Annotated in this window: 20 protein-coding genes; 9 read left to right on the forward strand and 11 right to left on the reverse strand. The window is 69.6% G+C overall.

Translation table 11 applies throughout. The annotated features are described in order from the left end of the window. Positions 1-342 precede the first annotated feature (342 nt). Positions 343-543, reverse strand: a complete 201-nt coding sequence (locus NV348_RS31405) for a response regulator (protein ID WP_447150104.1) — start codon at positions 541-543, stop codon at positions 343-345. Between the two features lie 260 nt (positions 544-803). Here NV348_RS31405 and NV348_RS31410 point away from each other — a divergent pair, with 260 nt between their 5' ends. The 7 genes from NV348_RS31410 to NV348_RS31440 all read left to right on the forward strand — a co-directional run bounded on the left by NV348_RS31410 (position 804) and on the right by NV348_RS31440 (position 7,155). Next, complete coding sequence (locus tag NV348_RS31410; RefSeq protein WP_447150105.1) at positions 804-1,025, forward strand: hypothetical protein; 222 nt, start codon at positions 804-806, stop codon at positions 1,023-1,025. 71 nt (positions 1,026-1,096) lie between these two features. After that, positions 1,097-1,285 (forward strand): hypothetical protein, encoded by a 189-nt coding sequence (locus NV348_RS31415; protein WP_447150106.1) that lies wholly within the window; start codon positions 1,097-1,099, stop codon positions 1,283-1,285. A 231-nt stretch (positions 1,286-1,516) separates the two neighbouring features. After that, a complete protein-coding gene (locus tag NV348_RS31420; RefSeq protein ID WP_447150107.1) occupies positions 1,517-2,707 on the forward strand; it encodes a lipid-transfer protein in 1,191 nt (396 codons plus the stop codon). Between the two features lie 33 nt (positions 2,708-2,740). After that, the gene (locus tag NV348_RS31425; protein ID WP_447150108.1) at positions 2,741-3,181 is read left to right on the forward strand and encodes a type II toxin-antitoxin system Rv0910 family toxin; all 441 of its coding nucleotides are present in this window, start codon (positions 2,741-2,743) and stop codon (positions 3,179-3,181) included. After that, the gene (locus tag NV348_RS31430; RefSeq protein ID WP_447150109.1) at positions 3,178-4,074 is read left to right on the forward strand and encodes a MaoC/PaaZ C-terminal domain-containing protein; all 897 of its coding nucleotides are present in this window, start codon (positions 3,178-3,180) and stop codon (positions 4,072-4,074) included. Before NV348_RS31425 ends, NV348_RS31430 begins: the two co-directional genes overlap by 4 nt. Next, on the forward strand, positions 4,061-4,939 hold the full coding sequence (locus NV348_RS31435; RefSeq protein WP_447150110.1) for an SDR family oxidoreductase: 879 nt from the start codon (positions 4,061-4,063) through the stop codon (positions 4,937-4,939). The genes NV348_RS31430 and NV348_RS31435 overlap by 14 nt, the downstream gene beginning before the upstream one ends. Before the next feature lie 2 nt (positions 4,940-4,941). After that, on the forward strand, positions 4,942-7,155 hold the full coding sequence (locus NV348_RS31440) for an acyl-CoA dehydrogenase family protein (protein WP_447150111.1): 2,214 nt from the start codon (positions 4,942-4,944) through the stop codon (positions 7,153-7,155). A gap of 6 nt (positions 7,156-7,161) precedes the next feature. On the opposite strand, the gene NV348_RS31445 is transcribed toward NV348_RS31440, so the two are convergent. Continuing rightward, positions 7,162-8,589, reverse strand: coding sequence for an amidase (locus NV348_RS31445; protein ID WP_447150112.1), 1,428 nt, complete (start codon positions 8,587-8,589; stop codon positions 7,162-7,164). 54 nt (positions 8,590-8,643) lie between these two features. Continuing rightward, complete coding sequence (locus NV348_RS31450) at positions 8,644-9,078, reverse strand: hypothetical protein (protein ID WP_447150113.1); 435 nt, start codon at positions 9,076-9,078, stop codon at positions 8,644-8,646. Between the two features lie 53 nt (positions 9,079-9,131). Here NV348_RS31450 and NV348_RS31455 point away from each other — a divergent pair, with 53 nt between their 5' ends. Together NV348_RS31455 and NV348_RS31460 are read left to right on the forward strand one after the other, a co-directional pair. Next, positions 9,132-9,926 (forward strand): TetR/AcrR family transcriptional regulator, encoded by a 795-nt coding sequence (locus tag NV348_RS31455; protein ID WP_447150114.1) that lies wholly within the window; start codon positions 9,132-9,134, stop codon positions 9,924-9,926. Positions 9,927-10,194: 268 nt separating this feature from the next. Continuing rightward, positions 10,195-10,539 carry a hypothetical protein gene (locus tag NV348_RS31460; protein ID WP_447150115.1) on the forward strand — a complete coding sequence of 115 codons (345 nt, stop codon included), beginning with the start codon at positions 10,195-10,197 and terminating at the stop codon, positions 10,537-10,539. 29 nt (positions 10,540-10,568) lie between these two features. Here NV348_RS31460 and NV348_RS31465 read toward each other — a convergent pair whose 3' ends face one another. Genes NV348_RS31465 through NV348_RS31500 form a run of 8 tightly spaced genes read right to left on the reverse strand, consistent with a single transcriptional unit; the run spans position 10,569 to position 19,310 of the window. Then, entirely contained in the window at positions 10,569-11,840 is a 1,272-nt protein-coding gene (locus NV348_RS31465) for a TetR/AcrR family transcriptional regulator (protein WP_447150116.1), read from the reverse strand. Continuing rightward, the gene (locus NV348_RS31470; RefSeq protein ID WP_447150117.1) at positions 11,837-12,451 is read right to left on the reverse strand and encodes an Rv1363c family protein; all 615 of its coding nucleotides are present in this window, start codon (positions 12,449-12,451) and stop codon (positions 11,837-11,839) included. Before NV348_RS31470 ends, NV348_RS31465 begins: the two co-directional genes overlap by 4 nt. Positions 12,452-12,463: 12 nt before the next feature. Further along, positions 12,464-13,648 (reverse strand): MCE family protein, encoded by a 1,185-nt coding sequence (locus tag NV348_RS31475; RefSeq protein WP_447150118.1) that lies wholly within the window; start codon positions 13,646-13,648, stop codon positions 12,464-12,466. Further along, on the reverse strand, positions 13,645-14,757 hold the full coding sequence (locus NV348_RS31480; protein ID WP_447150119.1) for an MCE family protein: 1,113 nt from the start codon (positions 14,755-14,757) through the stop codon (positions 13,645-13,647). Before NV348_RS31480 ends, NV348_RS31475 begins: the two co-directional genes overlap by 4 nt. Beyond that, positions 14,754-15,854 carry an MCE family protein gene (locus NV348_RS31485; protein WP_447150120.1) on the reverse strand — a complete coding sequence of 367 codons (1,101 nt, stop codon included), beginning with the start codon at positions 15,852-15,854 and terminating at the stop codon, positions 14,754-14,756. Before NV348_RS31485 ends, NV348_RS31480 begins: the two co-directional genes overlap by 4 nt. Continuing rightward, a complete protein-coding gene (locus NV348_RS31490) occupies positions 15,854-16,867 on the reverse strand; it encodes an MCE family protein (RefSeq protein ID WP_447150121.1) in 1,014 nt (337 codons plus the stop codon). The genes NV348_RS31485 and NV348_RS31490 overlap by 1 nt, the downstream gene beginning before the upstream one ends. Further along, positions 16,864-17,889 carry an MCE family protein gene (locus NV348_RS31495; protein ID WP_447150122.1) on the reverse strand — a complete coding sequence of 342 codons (1,026 nt, stop codon included), beginning with the start codon at positions 17,887-17,889 and terminating at the stop codon, positions 16,864-16,866. The genes NV348_RS31490 and NV348_RS31495 overlap by 4 nt, the downstream gene beginning before the upstream one ends. Continuing rightward, a complete protein-coding gene (locus tag NV348_RS31500) occupies positions 17,886-19,310 on the reverse strand; it encodes an MlaD family protein (RefSeq protein WP_447150123.1) in 1,425 nt (474 codons plus the stop codon). The genes NV348_RS31495 and NV348_RS31500 overlap by 4 nt, the downstream gene beginning before the upstream one ends. Positions 19,311-19,313: the final 3 nt, after the last annotated feature.

Genomic DNA, 19,313 nt, shown 5'->3' on the forward strand with positions numbered 1-19,313 from the left:
GGACCCGGCGGCCCGCGCTGTCGATCGAATCCCGGTAGACCGTGTCGCCCGCCGCGCGCGTCGCGGCGTCGGCGGTGGCCGCGATCCCCGATTCGGCCGGCATGTGGGAGCGCAGGTGGCCGTAGTGGACGGTCCAGCCGCCGGTGCCGTCCGGTGTCAGTACCAGAATGGCGATCTCACCGCCGACGAGCTGATCGCTGGGCAGATCGGAGGTGTCGACCGACTCGTCGTCGTCGAGATAGATCCGTGGCGCCAGCCCGGTGAGCACCCGATCGAGGGCGCTGTCGAGGGCCTGGTCCCGGGAACGCGCGTCGATCACCGCGGCCACCAGGCCGAGCACGATCATGCACCGCCCAGCAACTGCAGGCCGTCACCATCGGGCATGCCACGGTCGACGACGAGTACGTCGTAGCTGTTCACCGAGATGTTCAGATCGGCATCGACGAGCAGATGCACCAGGTCGACCGCGAAACCGGCGCCCCGCAGCCCCGTCGCGATCTCCTGGCCCAAACCTTCGTCGTCCTCCACCACCAGCACACGCACGAGAAGCGAGCGTAAGGCAACCCCCGGCCGACACCGCGTCATCGCGGCATCACGAAAGCTCATCCTCGCGCCTCATGAAATCCTCACGCGCGCTCTGGTTCTCTGATCCCGGCCCGGATCCGACCGGGTCGGTACGAAAGGAACACCCATGACCATGAAGTCCGTGCACCGGTGGCGCGCAGTGGGAGTGCGTCGAGGTCATCGGCGGCTGGGACCTGTACACCTACTGACGCAGGTCAACCCGCTCGCGGCGGCCCTCGATGTCGACTCCCCGAGACATCGAGGGCCGATCTGTTTCGCCCACCGCGGGCTCGGAGATCCGCTACGACGTTGCGCACACGCTGTTCAGCGGGGTGACGGCGATGATCGTCGTCGGCCTGTGCCTGGTGAACAAGCCGCACCTCACCCGCGTGCCGCCGGCCCGAGATACGGTGGAACGCGACGCCGCCGCTGCGGTATCCGCAAACGCTCAGCTATGTTAGTTTTCCTTCGGCTCGATCGTCGGGGCAGCAGGCGGTCGGGCGAGGTTCACTGCTGTGTCCAGGGAGTGCGGATGTCGTCGAGTGTTCCGGTCGGTGCCCGGGTCGTCGTCGGCCTGCGCAGGCCGTTCTCCGATCCCTGCTTCGATCGCTTCATCGCCCTGGTCGACGGCCTGTCGGCCGAGTCGCACGAGATTCTGATCGGCTTCGCCGAGCGGCTGCGCGCGGTCGAGGGTATCCCCGTCGACCCGCTGGTCGACTAGCTCTGTCGTCTTCGCCCTCGCTCTCGAGGGCTTGTCGCGCCGTGTCCAAGTATCCGGGACAAATGACTCATTAAGTCTGTGCAGGTCAGTGCTGTTCGCGGGTGACCTGCCGCTTCGGCATCTCACAACCTTCTGTCGTTCGAGGTATTGACCTGGACGTCGTGTCCAACCTAAATTACAGGGACACCGTGTCCCATATACCGGGGACGCGCGGCACACAGGAGTGCGTACATGACACAGAAGGTGTTCGTCGTCGGCGTCGGAATGACGAAGTTCGAGAAGCCGGGCGAACTGGAGTGGGACTACCCCGACATGGCCAGGGAGGCGGGGACCAAGGCGCTCGCCGACGCCGGGATCGAGTACCGGCTGGTCGAGCAGGCCTATGTCGGCTATGTGTACGGCGAGTCCACCTCGGGTCAGCGCGCGGTCTACGAGCTCGGTCTCACCGGCATCCCGGTGGTGAATGTGAACAACAACTGTTCGACCGGGTCGACGGCGCTGTATCTCGCGGCGCAGGCGATCCGCGGCGGGCTGGCGGAGTGCACGCTCGCGCTGGGCTTCGAGAAGATGCAGAAGGGCTCGCTCGGTTCGACTTTCGACGACCGGGAGCAGCCGATGATGCGGCATCTGCTGGCGCTGGCCGAGCTGCAGGAGTTCGCGATGCCGCCCGCGCCGTACATGTTCGGCGCCGCGGGCACGGAGCACATGCAGCGCTACGGCACCACCGCCGAGCAGTTCGCTCGGATCGGCGTGAAGAACCACAAGCACTCGGTGAACAACCCGTACGCGCAGTTCCAGAAGGAATACAGCCTCGAGGAAGTCCTCGCGGCCAAGCCGATCTACGGCCCGCTCACCAAGCTGCAATGCTCGCCGACCTCCGACGGCTCCGGCGCGGTGATCCTCGCCGGCGAGGACTTCGTCGATCGGCACGGGCTGGCCGATCGCGCGGTGGAGATGGTCGGGCAGGCCATGGTCACCGACCTCCAGTCCACCTTCACCGATCCGACCGCGATCAACCTGGTCGGGTCCGATATGTCGCGCACCGCGGCGCTGAAGGTCTACGAGCAGGCGCGCATCGGCCCCGAGGACGTCGACGTCATCGAACTGCACGACTGCTTCTCCACCAACGAACTGCTGACCTACGAGGCGCTGGGCCTGTGCGCGCCGGGCGAGGGCGGTCGCCTCGTCGACGACAACGCCACCACCTACGGCGGCACCTGGGTCGTCAACCCGTCCGGTGGCCTCATCTCCAAGGGTCATCCGCTCGGCGCGACCGGCCTGGCCCAGTGCAGCGAGCTCACCTGGCAGCTGCGTGGCACCGCCGACGCCCGCCAGGTCGACGGCGCGCGAATCGCCTTGCAGCACAACATCGGTCTCGGCGGCGCGGTCGTGGTGACCGCCTACCGCCCGGCCGTCCGCTGATCCATCCCCCCACGAATCACGAGGAGTAACCCCATGGCATCTGTGACCGTTTCCACCGATCTTCCCGTCACCCCCGAACAAGCGTGGGCACGCCTGAGCGATCTGGCGAACTGGGCGGACTGGCTGACCATCCACCAGGGCTGGCGCAGCGAACTCCCGGCCGAGCTGGTCGCCGGGTCCCGCTTCATCGAGGTCGTGTCGGTGATGAACATGGCCAACAAGATCGAGTGGACCGTGGCCGCGGTGGACCCGAACAAGTACCTCGAGATCACCGGCACCGGCATGGCCGGTGTCACCGTCGAATTCGCGCTGCGGGTGGAGCCGACGGCCACCGGCTCGAGCGCCGCGTTCGACGCCAGCTTCAAGGGCACGATGATCGTCGGCCCGATCGGCAAGGCCGTCGCCAAGCACGCCGCGGCCGACCTGAAGGAGTCGATGGCGAAGTTCACCGAGCTCGTCGGCTCGGCCGCGTGACCACCTCGGAGTCGGCCGGAGTCGTCTTCGACGGCTCCGGCCTGGGGGAATGGACCGACGCGGAGCGCTTCACGGTCACCGCCGCGCGGATCGCGGAATACGCTGCGGCGACCAATGATCCGATCGACGCGCACCGCAGTGGCGACATCGCCCCGCCGGTGTTCGCGGTGGTCCCGGTGTTCACCTCGATGGCGCCCGCCGCTCTGTCGGTGGCGCCGGTGGAACTGCTGATGAAGCTGGTCCACGGCGAGCAGGACTTCCGGTTCCACCGGCCGATCCGGTCCGGTGACGAACTGGTGGTGCGGGCCAAGCCGATCGGCTACGTCGGCAAGCCCAACGGGTCGACCGTGGTCGTCTACGCCGAAACCCGGGACGCGGCAGGCGAACTCGTCAACGAGCAGTGGATGACCGCGTTCTTCCGCAAGGTCGACGCCGGTCCCGGCGAGGGGGAGCCCGCTCCCGATCACCGGATCACCGACGCCGATCGGGCCGGGGACCCGGTCGCGCGGGTCACCGCGCACATCGACCAGGACCAGACCTTCCGCTACTCGCCCGCCTCCGGTGATCCCATGCCGATCCACCTCGACGATGAGATCGCCCGCATGGCCGGGCTTCCCGGCATCATCAACCACGGTCTGTGCACCATGGCGTTCACGTCCTGGGGGGCGCTGACCGAACTCGCCGGCGGTGACACCGCGCGCCTGCGCCGCCTCGCCGTGCGCTTCGCCAAGCCGGTGCTGCCGGGCCAGGACATCACCACGACCCTGTGGCGCACCGACTCCGCGCCGGGTGTCGCCGCCTACGCCTTCGAGACCGAAGCCGCCGGGCAGATCGCGATCACCGACGGCCGCGTCGAAATCAACGAGGAGACAGAGACTCATGGGAAAGCTTGACGGTCGCGTCGCAGTCGTCACCGGCGCCGGACGCGGTATCGGCCGCGAACACGCGCTGCTGTTCGCCCGCGAGGGCGCGCAGGTCGTGGTCAACGATCTCGGCGGCGCCAACGACGGTTCCGGCAGCGACGCAGGCCCGGCTCAGCAGGTGGTCGACGAGATCGTCGCCGCCGGGGGCCGGGCGGTGGCCAACACCGACGACATCGCTACCTGGGAAGGCGCGAAAGCCCTTGTCGACCAGGCGATCAGTGCGTACGGCTCGCTCGATGTGCTGGTCAACAACGCGGGCATCCTGCGCGACGCGTTCATCGCGGGCATGGCGGAGTCCCAGTGGGACGCGGTCATCGCCGTGCACCTCAAGGGCCACGCCGCCACCCTCCACCACGCCGCGGCGTACTGGAAGGCACAGGCCAAGGCCGGCGTCCCGGTCGCGGCGTCGGTGATCAACACCGCCTCGGCCTCGGGCACGTTCATGCCCAATGCGGGCCAGGGCAACTACGGCGCCGCGAAGGCGGGCATCGCCGCGTTGACGCTGGTCGCCGCCGACGAACTCGAGCGCTACGGCGTGCGGGTCAACGCGATCGCCCCGATCGCGCGCACCCGGCTGACGCTGGCGACCCCGGGCATGGGTGCGCTGTTCGCCGCCGAGGTGCCCGAAGGCGAGTTCGACGCCTTCGCCCCCGCCAACATCTCGCCGCTGGTCGCGCACCTGGCCGAGGCCGGCTGCCCGCTCACCGGCAAGGTCTTCGCGGTGCAGGGCGGCGCGATCGTCGAACTGGCCGGCTGGCACGACGTGCGCACGGTCGAGACCGACGGTCCGTGGACCATCGACGAGGTCGCCGCCCGGCTGAAGGAGACCAGCTAGTCATGGCACGCAACAGCTATGAGCTCGGCGTCGGCGTCAGCGAGGACCACCGGGCGCTGGCCGACGCGATCAGCGGTTTCGTCGAGCGCACCATCACCGCCGAGATCGTCCGCGCGGCAGTCGAATCCACCGAGGCGGGCAAGCAGTTGCCGTACTGGGACGCGCTCGTCGCCCAGGATCTGCTGAGCCTGCACGTGTCCGAGGAACTGGGCGGACAGGGCGCGGGTCTGCTGACCCTGGCCGTCGCGCTCGAGCCGCTCGGCCGCGGCGTGCACACCGGTCCGTTCGTGCCGACCGTGCTGACCAGCGCGGTGCTCGCGCAGGACGGCGGGGCGTGGGCGCGGGCGCAGCTGCCCGGACTGACCGACGGGTCGCGCACGGGTGCGGTCGCGCTGTCGTCGGGACTGACGGGTGTACTGCGTGCTGGTGCGCTGACCGTGGACGGGACCGCCGATGGCGTGACCGGAGCGGTGTCCGCGGAGGTGATCATCGCGCCGGTCACCGTCGACGGCGCGCGGCGGTGGGTGGCCTTCGAGAACGTCGACCTGACCGTGAGCGCGCAGGACTCCGTGGACGTGCTGCGCGGAGCGGCCCGGCTGCACGCGGATTCGGTCGAGGTGCCCGCCGAGCGCGTGCTCGCGGTGTCGTCGGCGCGGGTGCGCTCGGTGGCGGCGGTCGTGCTGGGCGCCGAGGCGGTCGGAGTGATGTCGTGGTGTGTCTCGACCGCGTCGGAATACGCCAAGACCCGCGTGCAGTTCGGCAGGCCGATCGGGCAGTTCCAGGGCGTCAAGCACAAGTGCGCGCACATGGGTATCGCGCTGGAGAAGGCGCGGGCGGTGCTGTGGGACGCCGCGTCAGCTCTCGACCGGGACGACGAGAACGCCGACTACGCGGCCGCGATCGCCGCGCTGGTCATTCCCGACGCCGCGGTCCAGGTCGCCCAGGACTGCATCCAGGTCCACGGCGGCATCGGGTTCACCTGGGAGCACGACGCGCACCTGTACTACCGGCGCGCGCTCGCGCTGCGGGGACAGCTCGGCGCCAGGGACGAACGGGCCGAGACGGTCGCCGGGTACGCGCTGTCCGGGGCGACGCTGTCCAGCGAGCTGGAACTGCCCGCCGAGGCCGAGCGGATCAGGGCCGCGATCCGAGCGGAACTCGCGGTGATCGCCGGGATCGACGACGAGGACGAGCAACTGGTCGCCCTCGGTGACGGTGGCTGGAACCTGCCGCATCTGCCGCGCCCCTACGGACGGTCGGCCACACCGCTCGAACAGGTGGTGATCTCGCAGGAGATCAAGGCCTCGGGAATTCCGATGCCGCAGCTGCTGATGGGCACCTGGGCGGTCGGCGCGATCGTCCCGCACGGTGACGAACGGCAGCAGCGGGAACTGGTCGTGCCGACGCTGCGCGGCGAACTGGTGTGGTGCCAGCTGTTCAGCGAGCCGGGCGCGGGTTCGGACCTGGCGAGCCTGACCACCAAGGCGACCAAGGTCGACGGCGGCTGGCGGATCTCCGGCCAGAAGATCTGGACCACGGTCGCGCAGTTCGCGGACTGGGCGATGCTGATCGCCCGCACCAGCCCGGACAAACCCAAGCACGAGGGCATCACCTACTTCGTGCTCGACATGTCGACGCCGGGCATCACCGTGCGGCCGCTGCGGGAGATGACCGGATCGGCACTGTTCAACGAGGTTTTCCTCGACGACGTGTTCATCCCCGACGAGAACGTGGTCGGGGCGGTCGACGACGGCTGGCACGTGGCCCGCACGACGCTGGCCGGTGAGCGGGTGGCGCTGAGCCAGAAGATGGAGGCCTACGCCACCGACGCCGACCTGCTGCGGTTCGCGATCGGCCGGGAGCTCTCGCCGGTGGCTCGGTACCACGTCGGCGAGTTGATGGCCGAGAGCCGGGCGGTGGACGTGATCGGGTCGAGGGTGGTGCTCGAGCAGCTCTCCGGCATCGACGTGTCCACCACATCCAGCGTCGGCAAGCTACTGGGAATGGGCCTGGGACAGGCGATCTCGGAGTTCGTCGTCGCCGAACTCGGCGTCGCCGGCGTCGTCTCGGTGCCCGGTGAGCGCAGCGATCACGCGTTGGAACAGCTGATCGCCGGCCGCGCCACCACCATCTACGGTGGCACGACCGAAGTGCAGCTCAATGTCATCGGTGAGCGGATGCTCGGACTGCCCCGGGACGCGTCGGTGACCGCCTGAGCGCGGTCACCGACGCGGCCGCACCCAGCCGCCGAAGGCGTCCTGGAGGGTGAGCGCCGCGGCGATCGACAGGTGGTCGCGGCCCGCACCCGCGACCACCTGCACACCCAGCGGCAGACCCTGCGCGCCCCGGCCCAGCGGAACCTGCGTCACCGGCAGGCCGGCGAGACTGAACGGGGCGACCGCGTCGGTGCGCCACGGCTGCCCGGTGGTGCGGCCGTGGCGCGGCGCGACGGAGGTGAGCGTGGGATGCAGCAGACCGTCGCCGATCGTCTCCGCGATCTCGGCGGCGGCCTCGTGAGCGGCGCCGGTGATGCGGCGCGCCGGCCCGGCGGGTACGCGGGCGGCGAGCAGTTCGCCGAGCGCGAGCAGCCGGGTGGGCAGGGTGTGGTCGCCGAGCCGGCGGGGCGCCAGGATGTCGGCGCCCTCCCCGCGCATGATCTCGGCGAAACTGATACCGGTCTCCTTCGCGAGCACCATCGTGGTGAACAGCCCGATCATCCGCAGCGACCGCGTCCGGACCCGGACGATCTCGGCGCCCGCGCTCTCCAATGCGGCGGCCGCTCGATCGCGCGCCGCCAGCACTTCCCGGCCGACACCGGGGGCGAACGCCCCGTCGAGCAGCACGACCCGCACCCCACGCAGGGAGATGGTCGTCGGATCGCCGAGCTCCCTCTCGCGCACCAGCGGGTCGATGTCGTCCGGACCGGCCATGATGCGCAGCAGCGGCAGCAGATCCTCGGCGCGGCGGGCGATCAGGCCGTTCGCGCACAGCGCGGCGACGCCGTAGGGCGGGGGCCACGCGCCGGTGGTCGGCAGCAGGCCGGTCGACGGCCGGTGCCCGAAGACGCCGTTGCAGAACGCGGGAATGCGGATGGACCCGAGCGTGTCGGTCGCCAAACCCAGCGGCGACCCACCACTGCCGACCGCCGCGCCCTCACCGCCGGAAGATCCACCCGCGGTGCGCGTCCGGTCGTGGACATTGCTGGTGCGGCCGTAGACGCGGTTGTCGGACTCGATCCACATGCAGCCCTCGGACGTGTTGGTCAACCCGAGCACGATCGCGCCCGCGTCCAGCACGCGCTGCACCACCGTCGCGTTCGCCGACGGGCGGATGTGCCTGCGCGCCAGCACCCCCGCTGTATTGGGCAGCCCGGCCACGGCCAGCGACTCCTTGACCGTGATCGGCACACCGAACAGTGGCGGCAGCGTCGCGGGGCCGGTCGCGAGATGCGCGTCGGCCGCGTCGGCCTCGGCGCGCGCGGTCGCGTAGCGCTCGACGACGACGGCGTTCGTGGCCGGGTTGAACCGTTCGAGCACGGCGATATGGGCATCGACGACGGCGCGGGCGCTCAGCTCACCGGTCCGGATCGCGGCAGCCAGCCCGAGGGCGGACTCGTCGGTGATCGTCGTCCCGATCGGGCTGGAGCTCATGCGTTACAGTATTACGTATCGTGTCAACCCGACCTCCGGCTGTCGGGAGTCCGGTCAGAGCACGCTGTGGGCCAGAACGAGGATGCCGCCGACGAGCAGGGCGATGACCTTCGCGACCTCGAGCGCGATGTAGGCGTGGTGGCTGCGCGATCGCGGTGCGTCGGCGCCGGCGAGTACGGCGTCGCTGCGGCGGGCCAGGCGCGGGCGCACGACCGCGACCTGCACGGCGAACACGACCATCGCCACCGTCAGCGTCCGGGTCGCCGCGGTGCCGGGGGAATCGGCGAGGATCGCGACGAGAATCGTTGTGGCGAGCACGAGTTCGGCGATATTGAGCGCGCGGAAGACCAGCCTGCCGATGCCCAGCCCGATCGGCACGGTCACCCCGGGCGCCCGGAACTTCAGTGGCGTCTCCAGGAACGAGATGGCCAGCACCATGCCCAGCCAGCAGAACGTCGCCGCGGCGATCACGGCCCACGCGGTCGTCATATCGATCGGGTCCTCTCCGTCGGTGTTCGTCCCCGACCAGACCAGGATCGCCGATGGCAGCTGATCTGTCCCGAGTCCGCGTCGGCCGGGTGCCGGACCCGGCTGGGATACTGTCCTGGCCGGATCGCCCCGATCCGGTGCCCGATGGGAGGACAGTGACCGCACAGCGCGCCGATGGACGGGACAGTCGGTGGGACCGGCATCGCGCCGAGCGTCGTGACCGGATTCTCACGGCGGCGCTGACGGCCGTGCAGGCACAGGGCGCCTCGGTGGGGGTGCAGGAGATCGCCGATCTCGCGGAGGTGCCGCGGTCGGTGCTGTACCGGCTGTTCAAGGACCGCCAGGACCTCGACGAACAGTTGCGGGCCCGCATCGTCGACGACCTGATGGCCGTGCTCGCCCCGACCCTGAACCCCGAAGGCACCGTGGCCGAGGCCATCGCGCGCTCGGTCGACACCTACGTGGGCTGGATCGCCGCCAATCCGCGCCTGCACTATTTCCTCGGTGCCGGGTCGGCGGCCGAGAAGCGGCCCAACTCGCCGATCGTCTCCGGCACCAAGATCGCCATCGCCGGCACCGTCCGTGAGGTGTTCGAGAACGCGCTGCGCGCCCAGTCCGCCCCGGTGACGATCGCCGAGCCGATGGCCTTCGGCCTGGTCGGCTTCGTCGACGGCAGCGTGAACCGCTGGCTGAGCCGCTCCATGCAGCCGATGGACGCCGCCGAGCTGTCGTCCTATCTCCAGGAGGCCATCTGGGCGATCGTGGACAGCAGTCTGCGCAAGGTCGGCGTGATGCTCAACCCGCTCACGCCCATGGCCGATCTCGTGGCACCGCAGGCCGAGGGCTGACTCACCCTTCGGTGGCCACCCGGACCACGGCGACCAGTTCGCTCGTGCGCGTCACCACGCACCGGCGTGGTCTGGAAGGTCCGGTTCATGCCGCCGCAGTAGTAGAGGCCCATCGGCAGGCCCCGCTGCCGCACGGCCGTGTCGAATCGGGGGGTGCTCGTTGACGAATGAATACTTCGGCCGCCGCCGATGGTGGCGACGCAGTGGCCCGCCGTAGCTGGTTTCGGGACTTGCATCCTGTACCCGGGTACGGGCTTACCGTGGAATCATGACGAACTCACCAGCTCAGGGCAGCTGGGTACCGGACGCGTGCACGCTACCGACCCTGGAACAACCGATCCGGGTCGCCGAGTTCGACCGGTTCTTCGCCGAGTCGGTCCACGGCACGGCCCGCCCCTCGCCGACGCGGCTTGACCTGGTCCTGGCCACCGCCGCCGAGACGGTCGGCCGGGATCTCGCGGCACGGGAATCGGCCTGCTGCTCGTTGTTCACCTTCGACTTCGACACCACCGAAACCGGCCTGGTGATGCGGGTCGGCGTACCTGCGGCCTATGTCGAAGTGCTCGACGCGTTCGAAGGCCGCGTCGAGGCCGCGATCGAGGCCCGGCGATGACCGCCGGGCTCCGTACCGGCGAGGTCGGTCTAGTGCGGCAGTGGCCGACCCAGCACAACCGCTTCCAGCAGGGCGATCACGGTGTCCCGCGGGCAGATTCCGTCGTCGCCGAAAGTGCGTCCCAGATCGACGACCAGGCTGAAGGCGGCGTGCACCAGGATGCGCGCCTCGCCCAATGACAATTCCGGTCGCGCCGCGACCGCCAGCCGCGCCCACTCGGTGACGATCAGCTGCTGGAGATGGCGCAGCGTCACCTGCTCGGTCTGGTCCACGTGCCGGAATTCCGCGTAGTAGACGAAGGTCAGCGCGCGCTCGTCGAACGACCCCGACACATACAGCTCGATCAGCGTGCCCAGCGCCTCGGCCGGTGAGCCCGCGGCGGCGGTCGCGGGCCGGATCGCCGCCGACACCCGGTCGGCCGCCCGGCGGAACGCCGCCACCAGCAGATCGCTCTTGCTGCGGTGGTAGCGGTAGACCGCCGACGCCGACGACAGCTCGGCGGCCGCGGCGATGTCCTCCACGCTGACGTTCGGGTACCCGTGCTCGTGGAACAGCTCGACCGCCCGGTGCAGCAGCAACTCGTGCTTGAACGGCGGCGGTCGCTCACCGGTCCGGCGCACCCGCGTCCCGGTCCGCGGGCCGGTCAGGTCGGCATCGATCACGGCCCAGCTCAGCGAACCGAGCAGGGCGGCGAGGGTTTTCGCCGGGACCGTCGCATGGTGATCGCCGATGCTGCTGATCACGGCGAAGATCGACACCGCGCGCACCGCGCGATCGTGCCCGTCGAGATCCGGTCTGACCTCGCCGATGCGCGCCCGCAAGCTCGCGATGGCCGCGGCGAATTGATCGCTGAACTCCTGGTGGTCCTCGGGCTCCAGGTAGCGGCGTTCCCAGCGGGCCAGGGCGGCGGTGGGCCGGTTGGCGATGGTCGCGGCCACGATGGCGGCGAGCACATGCTCGAGGCGCCGGCGCGGTGACCAGCCCGCCGCGTCCTCGGGAAGTTCGACGGCGCGCAGCGCCAACCCGGACAGCCGGAGCAGTTCGGCGCGGAACAGCGCGTACTTGCTCGGGAAGTGCCGGTACAGGGCGGTCGAACTGATGTCGAGCCTGCGGGCGATGTCGTCCATGCTCACGCCGTGATAGCCGTGCGCGCCGAACGCCGCCGCCGATTCCGCGGCGATCTGCGCCCGCCGGTTCTTCGGCCTGCGCCGGACCGTGCGCGCGGGCGCGTCCGAGGCCGGGGCGCCGGCGCGCGCGGACGTGCCACGGTGCCGGGGGGATAGCGCGCCGGGTTCGGTCACTGCGTGGGCGCCGTCGTCAGCGGGGAATTCACCTTCTCGACCAGCCATCGGCCGTTGTCGTTGTGCAGGCGCAGCACCATGGACAGCTGGCCCGGCTTGGGCTTGTGCTCGGTGCCCAGGCTGGAGATGGTCTGGCCGATCACCACGATCGCCTCGGCGGAGTTCTCGTCGCCGGTGCGGATCGCGCACTGGGTGTCGGTGACCTTCGAGGTGACCTCGCCCTGGGTGAGGACCTCGCGCAGTTCGCCGCTGGTGGCCTCGAACTGCTTCTTCCAGTCGCCGGTCGAGCCGTCGAGGACCGCCGCGAAGTAGGAGTCGAGCTGCTTGCTGTCGTAATCGGCCAGGACCGGACCGTAGTGGCACGCGGCCTCGCGCGCCTGCTGCTGTGCCGCCAGCAGGTCCTTGGTGCTCCGGTTCTCGAAGAACAGGAACACCGAGGCCGCCAGCGAGGCGCCGAGCAGGACGGCCGCGGCGCCGCGCAGGCCGAGCTGCCGACGGTCCATCGCCCGCCACCGGGACGACCACCTGGTGGCCGCAGCGGTGGATGATGCTGCGGCCACGATCGTGTCGTCGGCGGGGGACTCGTCGGTGGGGTTGGGTTCGTTGCTCATCGCGGTGACTCCTTATCGAGGTGCCGGGACCGAGGGCTGGGACAGCTCGTTGCCGGTGGCGCCGGGCGGGGGACCCGAGCCGTTGTCGGGACCGGCGGGCCGCGGCGCGTTGGCCGAGCCGCGGATCTGCAGCGCCGGATTGTCGGTGACGCAGTAGTTGTAGAGCCGCACCCTGGTGTCGGTGGTCGGTGTGGTGGCCACCACGGGCACGGTGTCGTAGTCGCAGGTCGGGCGCGGCCAGGGATCGACCATCGTGAAATACATGTTGTCGTGGGCGGGTACGCCGACCGCCTCGGCGAAGCGGCTCAGCGACGGGAAGAGCACTTCGATGGCGGGCTGGCGCAGCTTGGCGGCGCGGGTGATGGCGACCAGGTTCGTCACCAGATCGGTCATCGGGTTCTGCGTGCGGGAGATGAAGCCGCCGAGGGTGGCGAGCTGTCCCGGGCCCTGTTCGAGCAGATGCCGCAGTTCCGCGTCGGCTGCGGTGAACTGGCGGAACAGCGCGCTGCCCGCGGTGGTGAGCGTGCCGAGGTCGGGCTGGGCGTGCGAGGTCGTCGCGGCGATGACCTCGAGATTGCGGATGAGCTGCTCGGTCTGCGGGAGCAGATCGGTGAGGCCCGCCATGGCGCGGCTGAGCCCGGAGATCATGTTGCGCAAGCCGTCCGGGCCGCCGGCCAGCGCTTTGTCGAGTTCGTCGACGATGACATTGAGTCGTTCGGGATTCATCCCGCCGACGAGCCCGCTCAGATTGCCCAGCACCGACTGCATCTGGACCGGCACCGCGGTGTCGGCCCGGCGCATGACCGCGCCGTCGGCCAGGAACGGCCCGGACTCACCGGCGGGACGGAAGTCCAGGTACTGCTCACCCGCCGCGGACAACCGGGCGACAGCGACGGTGCCGCCCACCGGAATCCGGGTGTTCCCGTCGATCTCGGCGACCGCGGCGATCCCGTCGCCCGCGACGCGCACCTCGCCGACGCGTCCGACGCGCACGCCACGGAAGGTCACGTCGCTGCCCGTGGTGAGGCCGCCCGAGGTCGCCAATTCCACGGTGACGTCGTAGCGGGTGCTGGTCGGGTCGAACCGCAGGACCGCGCCGCCCAGGTAGAGGCTGCCCAGGACCAGCACCACGACCAGTCCGGCATTGGCGACCGCGACGCGATAGCGGACCAGCCACTGCCACAGGGGTGGATTCATCGGGGTCCCTCCTGCTGCGGCGCCTGCGGTGTGCTGGTGACCCGGCCGATCACCTTGGCGATGACCTCGGCGAGGCTGCCGAGGAACGCGGGCACGTCACCGGCCTCGGGCCAGCGGCTGCCGGTGGGATCGGTGAGCGCGCCGACGTCGAGATAGGACAGGGTGGCCGCCACGGCGAGGTTCGGGCCGCGCAGGCTGTCGGTCAGCGACGGGTACAGCGCGTGGAACCCGTTCAGCGTGCCGGTGAGGTCGTCGCCCATCTGGGTGAAGCCGTTCATGAGGTTCTGGATGCTCTGGAAGAGGCTGACGAACTGCGGCCCGTTGGTCGCGCTGAAATCGCCGAGCGCGTCCATGGTGACCGCGACCCGGTTGATCAGATCGACGATGGCCTGATTGTTCTCGGCGAACAGGCCGATCAGCTGCGGGAAACTGTCGGCGGCGGCACCGAGTTCGGTTTTGCGCCTGGCTAATTCGCCGGTCAGCACCGACAACCCGCCGAGCGTGGCGTCGAGGTCGCCGGTGCGCTGGTTGAGCGCGGTGATGACCGAGGTCATCTCGCCGACCAGGTGCCGCAGCTGTGGCGCCTTGCCCGCGAAGATCGAGTCGAGCTCGGCGGTGACGCGCGCCGCCTGATTGAGCCCACCGCCGTTGAGCAGCATCGAGATCGAGATCATCAGCTGTTCCACCGAGGCCGCCGAGGCGGTGAGCTCGGCGCCGATGGTCGCGCCCTCGTCCAGCGGCGGCCCGGCCGCCTCGGCACTGGGCAGCGTCATGGCGACGAAGATGTCGCCCAGCGGCGTTGCCTGCCGCAACTCCGCGGTGGTGCCCTGGGGCAGCCGGATGTCCGCGCGGATCTGCATCTCGACATCGGCCAGGAACGATGTCGTCGAAATGCCGGTGACGACACCGATATCGGTGCCACCGATCTTGACGTGCGCCCGATCGGGCAGGTTCAGCGCGTCGCGGAAGGTGGCGTGCAGGGTGTAGCCGGGCCCGCCGATACCGGGTTCCGGCATGGGCAGGTCGGCCACGGTCATCGAGCACGCGGTGCCCGTCGAGGCGACGGCGGCGGCGCACACGGTGGCAGCCAGGGCCGAGCGGAGATTCATTTCGTCAGTCCCAACAGCGCGGCGGTCAACCCGAAATCCGGGCCCATATCGGCGATCTTTCCGGTGCGGCAGCCGTCGAGGCGCATTTGGACGCGCTCGCAGAACAGCGACAACGCCTCGCTGTCGAGCACGATCTTGTCGAGCAGGCCGTGCAGGCGCAGCGCCTGGCGTTCCCGGCTGACCGCGTTGTCGACGTTCTGGAACAGCAGCGGCGCGACATCGACGACCTCGGTGAGATTGCGGGCGTTGGCCCGCATCTGGGCGGCGATGGCCACGAACTTGGTGAGTGCGCCCGCGAGCTGGTCCTGATTCTGGCCCAGCACCGAGGAGGTGTTGGTGATGAAATCGTCGAGCTGGGTCAGCACCGCCTGCAAGCCGGGGGACTGCTGGCCGAACAGCGCGATCAGCTCGGTGATCCGGCCGCTGAAATCCCGGACGGTCTGGTCGTTCTCGGCGATGATCTGGGTGATCTCGCTCAGCTTCACGATGGTGTTGGCGATCTGGTCCTTGTTGGCGAAGGTCACCTCGAACGCGGCGGAGAGTTCGTCGAGGGTTTCGCGCAGCCGGTCGCCGTTGCCGTCGAGTAGCGGGAACAGGACCCGGCTCGCCATCGGCCCGGTCTCGCTGCCACCTTTGAGCGCCTCGCCGAGCTGATCGAAGTTGGCCAGGATGCGGTCGAGTTCGACCGGTGTCCTGGTGCGCGCCAGCGGCAGATGCGCGCCGTCGGCGAGTTCGGGACCCGTCCCGGTGTAGGCGGGGGCGAGTTCGACGTGCCGGTTGGTGATCAGCTGCGGGGACACCAGCGCGGCCATCGCTTCGGCCGGGATCCGCACGTCCCGGTCGACCGACATCACCACCTCCACATAGCTGCCGCGCGGGGTCACCGAATCGACGACGCCGACCGGAACACCGAGCACCGCGACCTCGTTGCCCGGGTACAACCCGGCCACGTTCTCGAAGTCGGCGCTGATCCGCTTCTGCCGGCTCACCATCCGATCGCCCAGCCCGGTCACGCTGTCGGGCAGCAGCGCGCAGCCCGAGGCGAGCAGCGCGGTCAGGCACACCGCCGCCAGCTTGCTCGTGTGTCGTGTATTCATCAGTTGCACCCCTGTACGGCTTGCGCGAAGCACAGCCAGTTGTCCGGGAAGATCCAAGGCGCCCAGATCTCGCCGTAGGGACCGTTGCCGACCACATTGTTGAACTGGCGCAACGCGACCGGGGCGATCTCGTAGAGCCGGTCCAGGTTCTCCTTGTTCTTGGTCAACCCGTCGGCCATGGTGTTGAGGTTCTGGATCAGCGGACCCAGCTCGCCGTTGTTCTCGATGCCCATGTCCTGCAGCAGTTTCGACATCGCGGCGACATTGTCGAGCAGCTGGGTGAGCAGGGTCTGGCGCTGCTGGACGGCGGCACCGATCGCCTCACCCCTGGTCAGCAGCAGGAGCACACTGTTGCGATTGTCCGAGACCAGCTGGGAGACCTGGTCCATGCTCTTCAGGAGGGTGTCGACCTCGTCGCGCCTGCTGTTGATCACCTGGGCCAGCGCGCCGATGCTGTCGAGGGCCTGCACCGCCAGCGCGGGGGAGTCACCGAGCTGGGTGTTGAGCACATCGAGCGCGGTGCGCAGCTTGGTCGCGTCGATCCGTTCGATCCGCTCGAACGAGGAGGTGTACTTCGGATCCTGCACGACCTTGCTCAGGTTGTACGGCACCGAGGTGTGGTCGAGCGCGATCCTGTTGCCGGGCAAACCCTTTCCGTTTCCCGGTGTCAGCTCGATGTGCAGGCGCCCGAGGATCGTCGACATCTTGATCGCGGCGCGCGCGTCGGGGCCGAGCCGGATGTCCCCGCGGATCCGCAGCGCGACCTCCACCCGATCGTTCACCAGCCGCACCGCCTGGACGGCGCCGACCTCGATGCCGGCGATGTCGACGGTCGCGCCGGGCCGCAAGCCCGCCGCCTGGGCGAATTCGGCGTCGATCGTCTTGTCGCCCAGGCGGATCTGGGCCAGCAGGCTCGACCCGCCGAGCAGCAGCACCACCGCCAGCGCCGCGGACAACCCGAGGCGCAGGTATCTGTTGCGCCGCCAGAACTCCGGAACTCGCGCCCGCATCATCGGCACACCCCCGACTGCGAGTTGCCGCCGACCTGGGAGAACAGGCCTTCGGGCAGCACCACGCCCCACAGCGAGACGTCGAGCCGCCGGCAGATGTAGGCGTTGCCGTAGGCGCCGTAGCTGGTGAAGCGGGCGACGCCGTTGAGGAAGTCGGGCAGCTCGACGGCGCCGCGGTCCAGCGCCGCGCCGTTGTAGAGCAGCATCATCACGCCGGTGGTGGCGTCGCGTTGCGCGGCGCCCAGGCCGGGCTTGACCTCGCCGATCAGCGAGACCAGCGAGTTCGTCGCGCCCGCGACGCGTTCCACGGAGCTCTTCAACGACTGCCCTTCGGCATACAACCCGTCCATCAGGCTGCGGGTCTGGGTGATCAGGGTTTCCAGTTCGCCGCTGCGCTTGGCCAGGCCGGCCAGGACCGAGCTGAGGTTGCTCAGGACATCGCCGAGGATCTGGTCGCGCTCACCGAAGGTGTTCGCCAATTGCGCGGCCTGGGTGATCAGCGCCGCCAGGGACACCTCGTTGCCCTGCAATGCCTGGATGAGCGTGTCGGACAGCGAGTTGATCTGGTCGGGTTGCAGGACACTGAACAGCGGCTCGAATCCGGACAGCAGCGTCGAGACGTCGAACGAGGGCTCGGTGCGATCCAGGGGGATCTGCGCACCCACGGGGACGACCGCGCCCGCACCATCACCCGGTGCCAGCGCGAGGTAGCGCTGGCCGATCAGATTCTGGTACCGGACCAGGGCTTTCGTCGTGTCGGTCAGGTGCTGCCGCGACTCGATGCGGAAGTCGACCTTCGCGGTGTACTCGGGCGTGAAGTCGATCTTGTCGACGCGGCCGACCCGGACACCGGCCATGCGGACGTCGTCACCCACCCGCAGCCCGAGGACGTCGGTGAACACCGCGGAGTACGAGCTGGTGTCGCCCGCGACGCCGCGTTGCAGGGTGGACCAGATGGTGTAGGTGAGCACGGTGGTCAGCACCACGAAGAAGCTGAAGCCGACCAGTGGCTTGGTGTATTTCACTGGCGCAGGCCACCTTCGGTGTCGGGAACGAGGGGGACGGTGCCGATGATCGAACCGAGCAGCAGCAGCTGGGTGACGTTCGGCCGCCCGCCGACCAGTGCCGATACCGCGGCCACGCCGGTGAGACTGCGCGGCTGCGCGGCCGGTGGCTGATCGGTCGCCGCGGCGGGCGCGGTGATCCCCGGGATGGCGGGCAGGCCGGGAATTGTCGGCAGGCCGGGCAGCGCCGGGACCGAGATGTTCGGCAGCGCGGGCAGTCCCGGGATCGGCACCGACGGCAGCACCGGAGCCGGGCCCGCCGCTTCGAGGCGCCGCGGCAGCAGCTGGGCCGGATATTCCTGCGGCGGTGCGACCGTGGGCACGCTCGGTCCGCCACACCGCGGTCCGGTCATCTCGCCGTAGCGCGGGCAGTCCTCGGCGGTGTACTGCTGGAACGGGGTGAACGAGACATCCATGCGCCACGCCATCTGCTTGCGCGGGCCGAAGGTGAAGGTCTGCTGCAGTTTGGCCAGCGAGACATTGAGATTGGCCGCGGCGGACTGCAGTGCCCCCGGGTCCTTGGCGATCCCGCCGAGCAAGCCGTCCAAGCCCGACACCAGCTCCTTGCCGGAATCGGGATTGGCGGCGAAGAGGCTGTTGACGGCCTCGACCGCGGAATTGCCCTGGGTGAGCAGCTCGACCAGCTGGGTGCGGTGCTCGTTGAGGGTGCGCGCCGAGGTCACCGAGTCGGCCAGCACACCTACCAGCTCGGGCGCCGACTGGCTCAGCGCGGTGGCCGCCTGGCCGAAATTGCCGAGCAGGTCACCGATCTCGGGAATCTGGCGGATCGAGGTGAGCCAGGTATCGAGGCGCTCGACCGTGGAGCCGGGGACCCGCGAGCCCGGGTCGAGTGCCGCGGACAGTGTCGCCAGCACCCGGCCGAGCTTCTCGGGCTGGATGGTGGCCAGCACGTCGCGCAGGGTGTTGAGCGTGGACTGCAGCTGGATGGTCTCGGCGCTGGTGTCCTCGTGGATCGTGTGACCACTGCGCAGCGTGCCGCCGGCGGCGCCGTTGTCGACCAGCTGGATCGAGGAGACGCCGAAGATGTTGTCGGGGACCACCCGCGCGGTCACCGTATCCGGGATCGTCTCGGCGATACCGGGTTTCAATTCGAAGGTGGCGTGCTGGCGTTCGCCCTTGGCGACCATCGCCACGTCGCCGACCATGCCGACGACCATGCCGCGGTACTTCACATCGGCCCGCTGTGGCAGGCCGTCGCCGGTGCTGGTCAGCTCGGCGCCGACGATGACCGTGTCTTCGAACGCGCCGTTGTAGCGCAGTCCGAGCAGGTACAGCGCGGCCGCGACCGCGGACACCATGGCCAGGCCCGCGACGGTCAACTGACGACCGGTCGGCCCGCGTCCACTGGGATCGAGAATCATCCG

This window comes from Nocardia fodinahabitans (assembly GCF_052983615.1).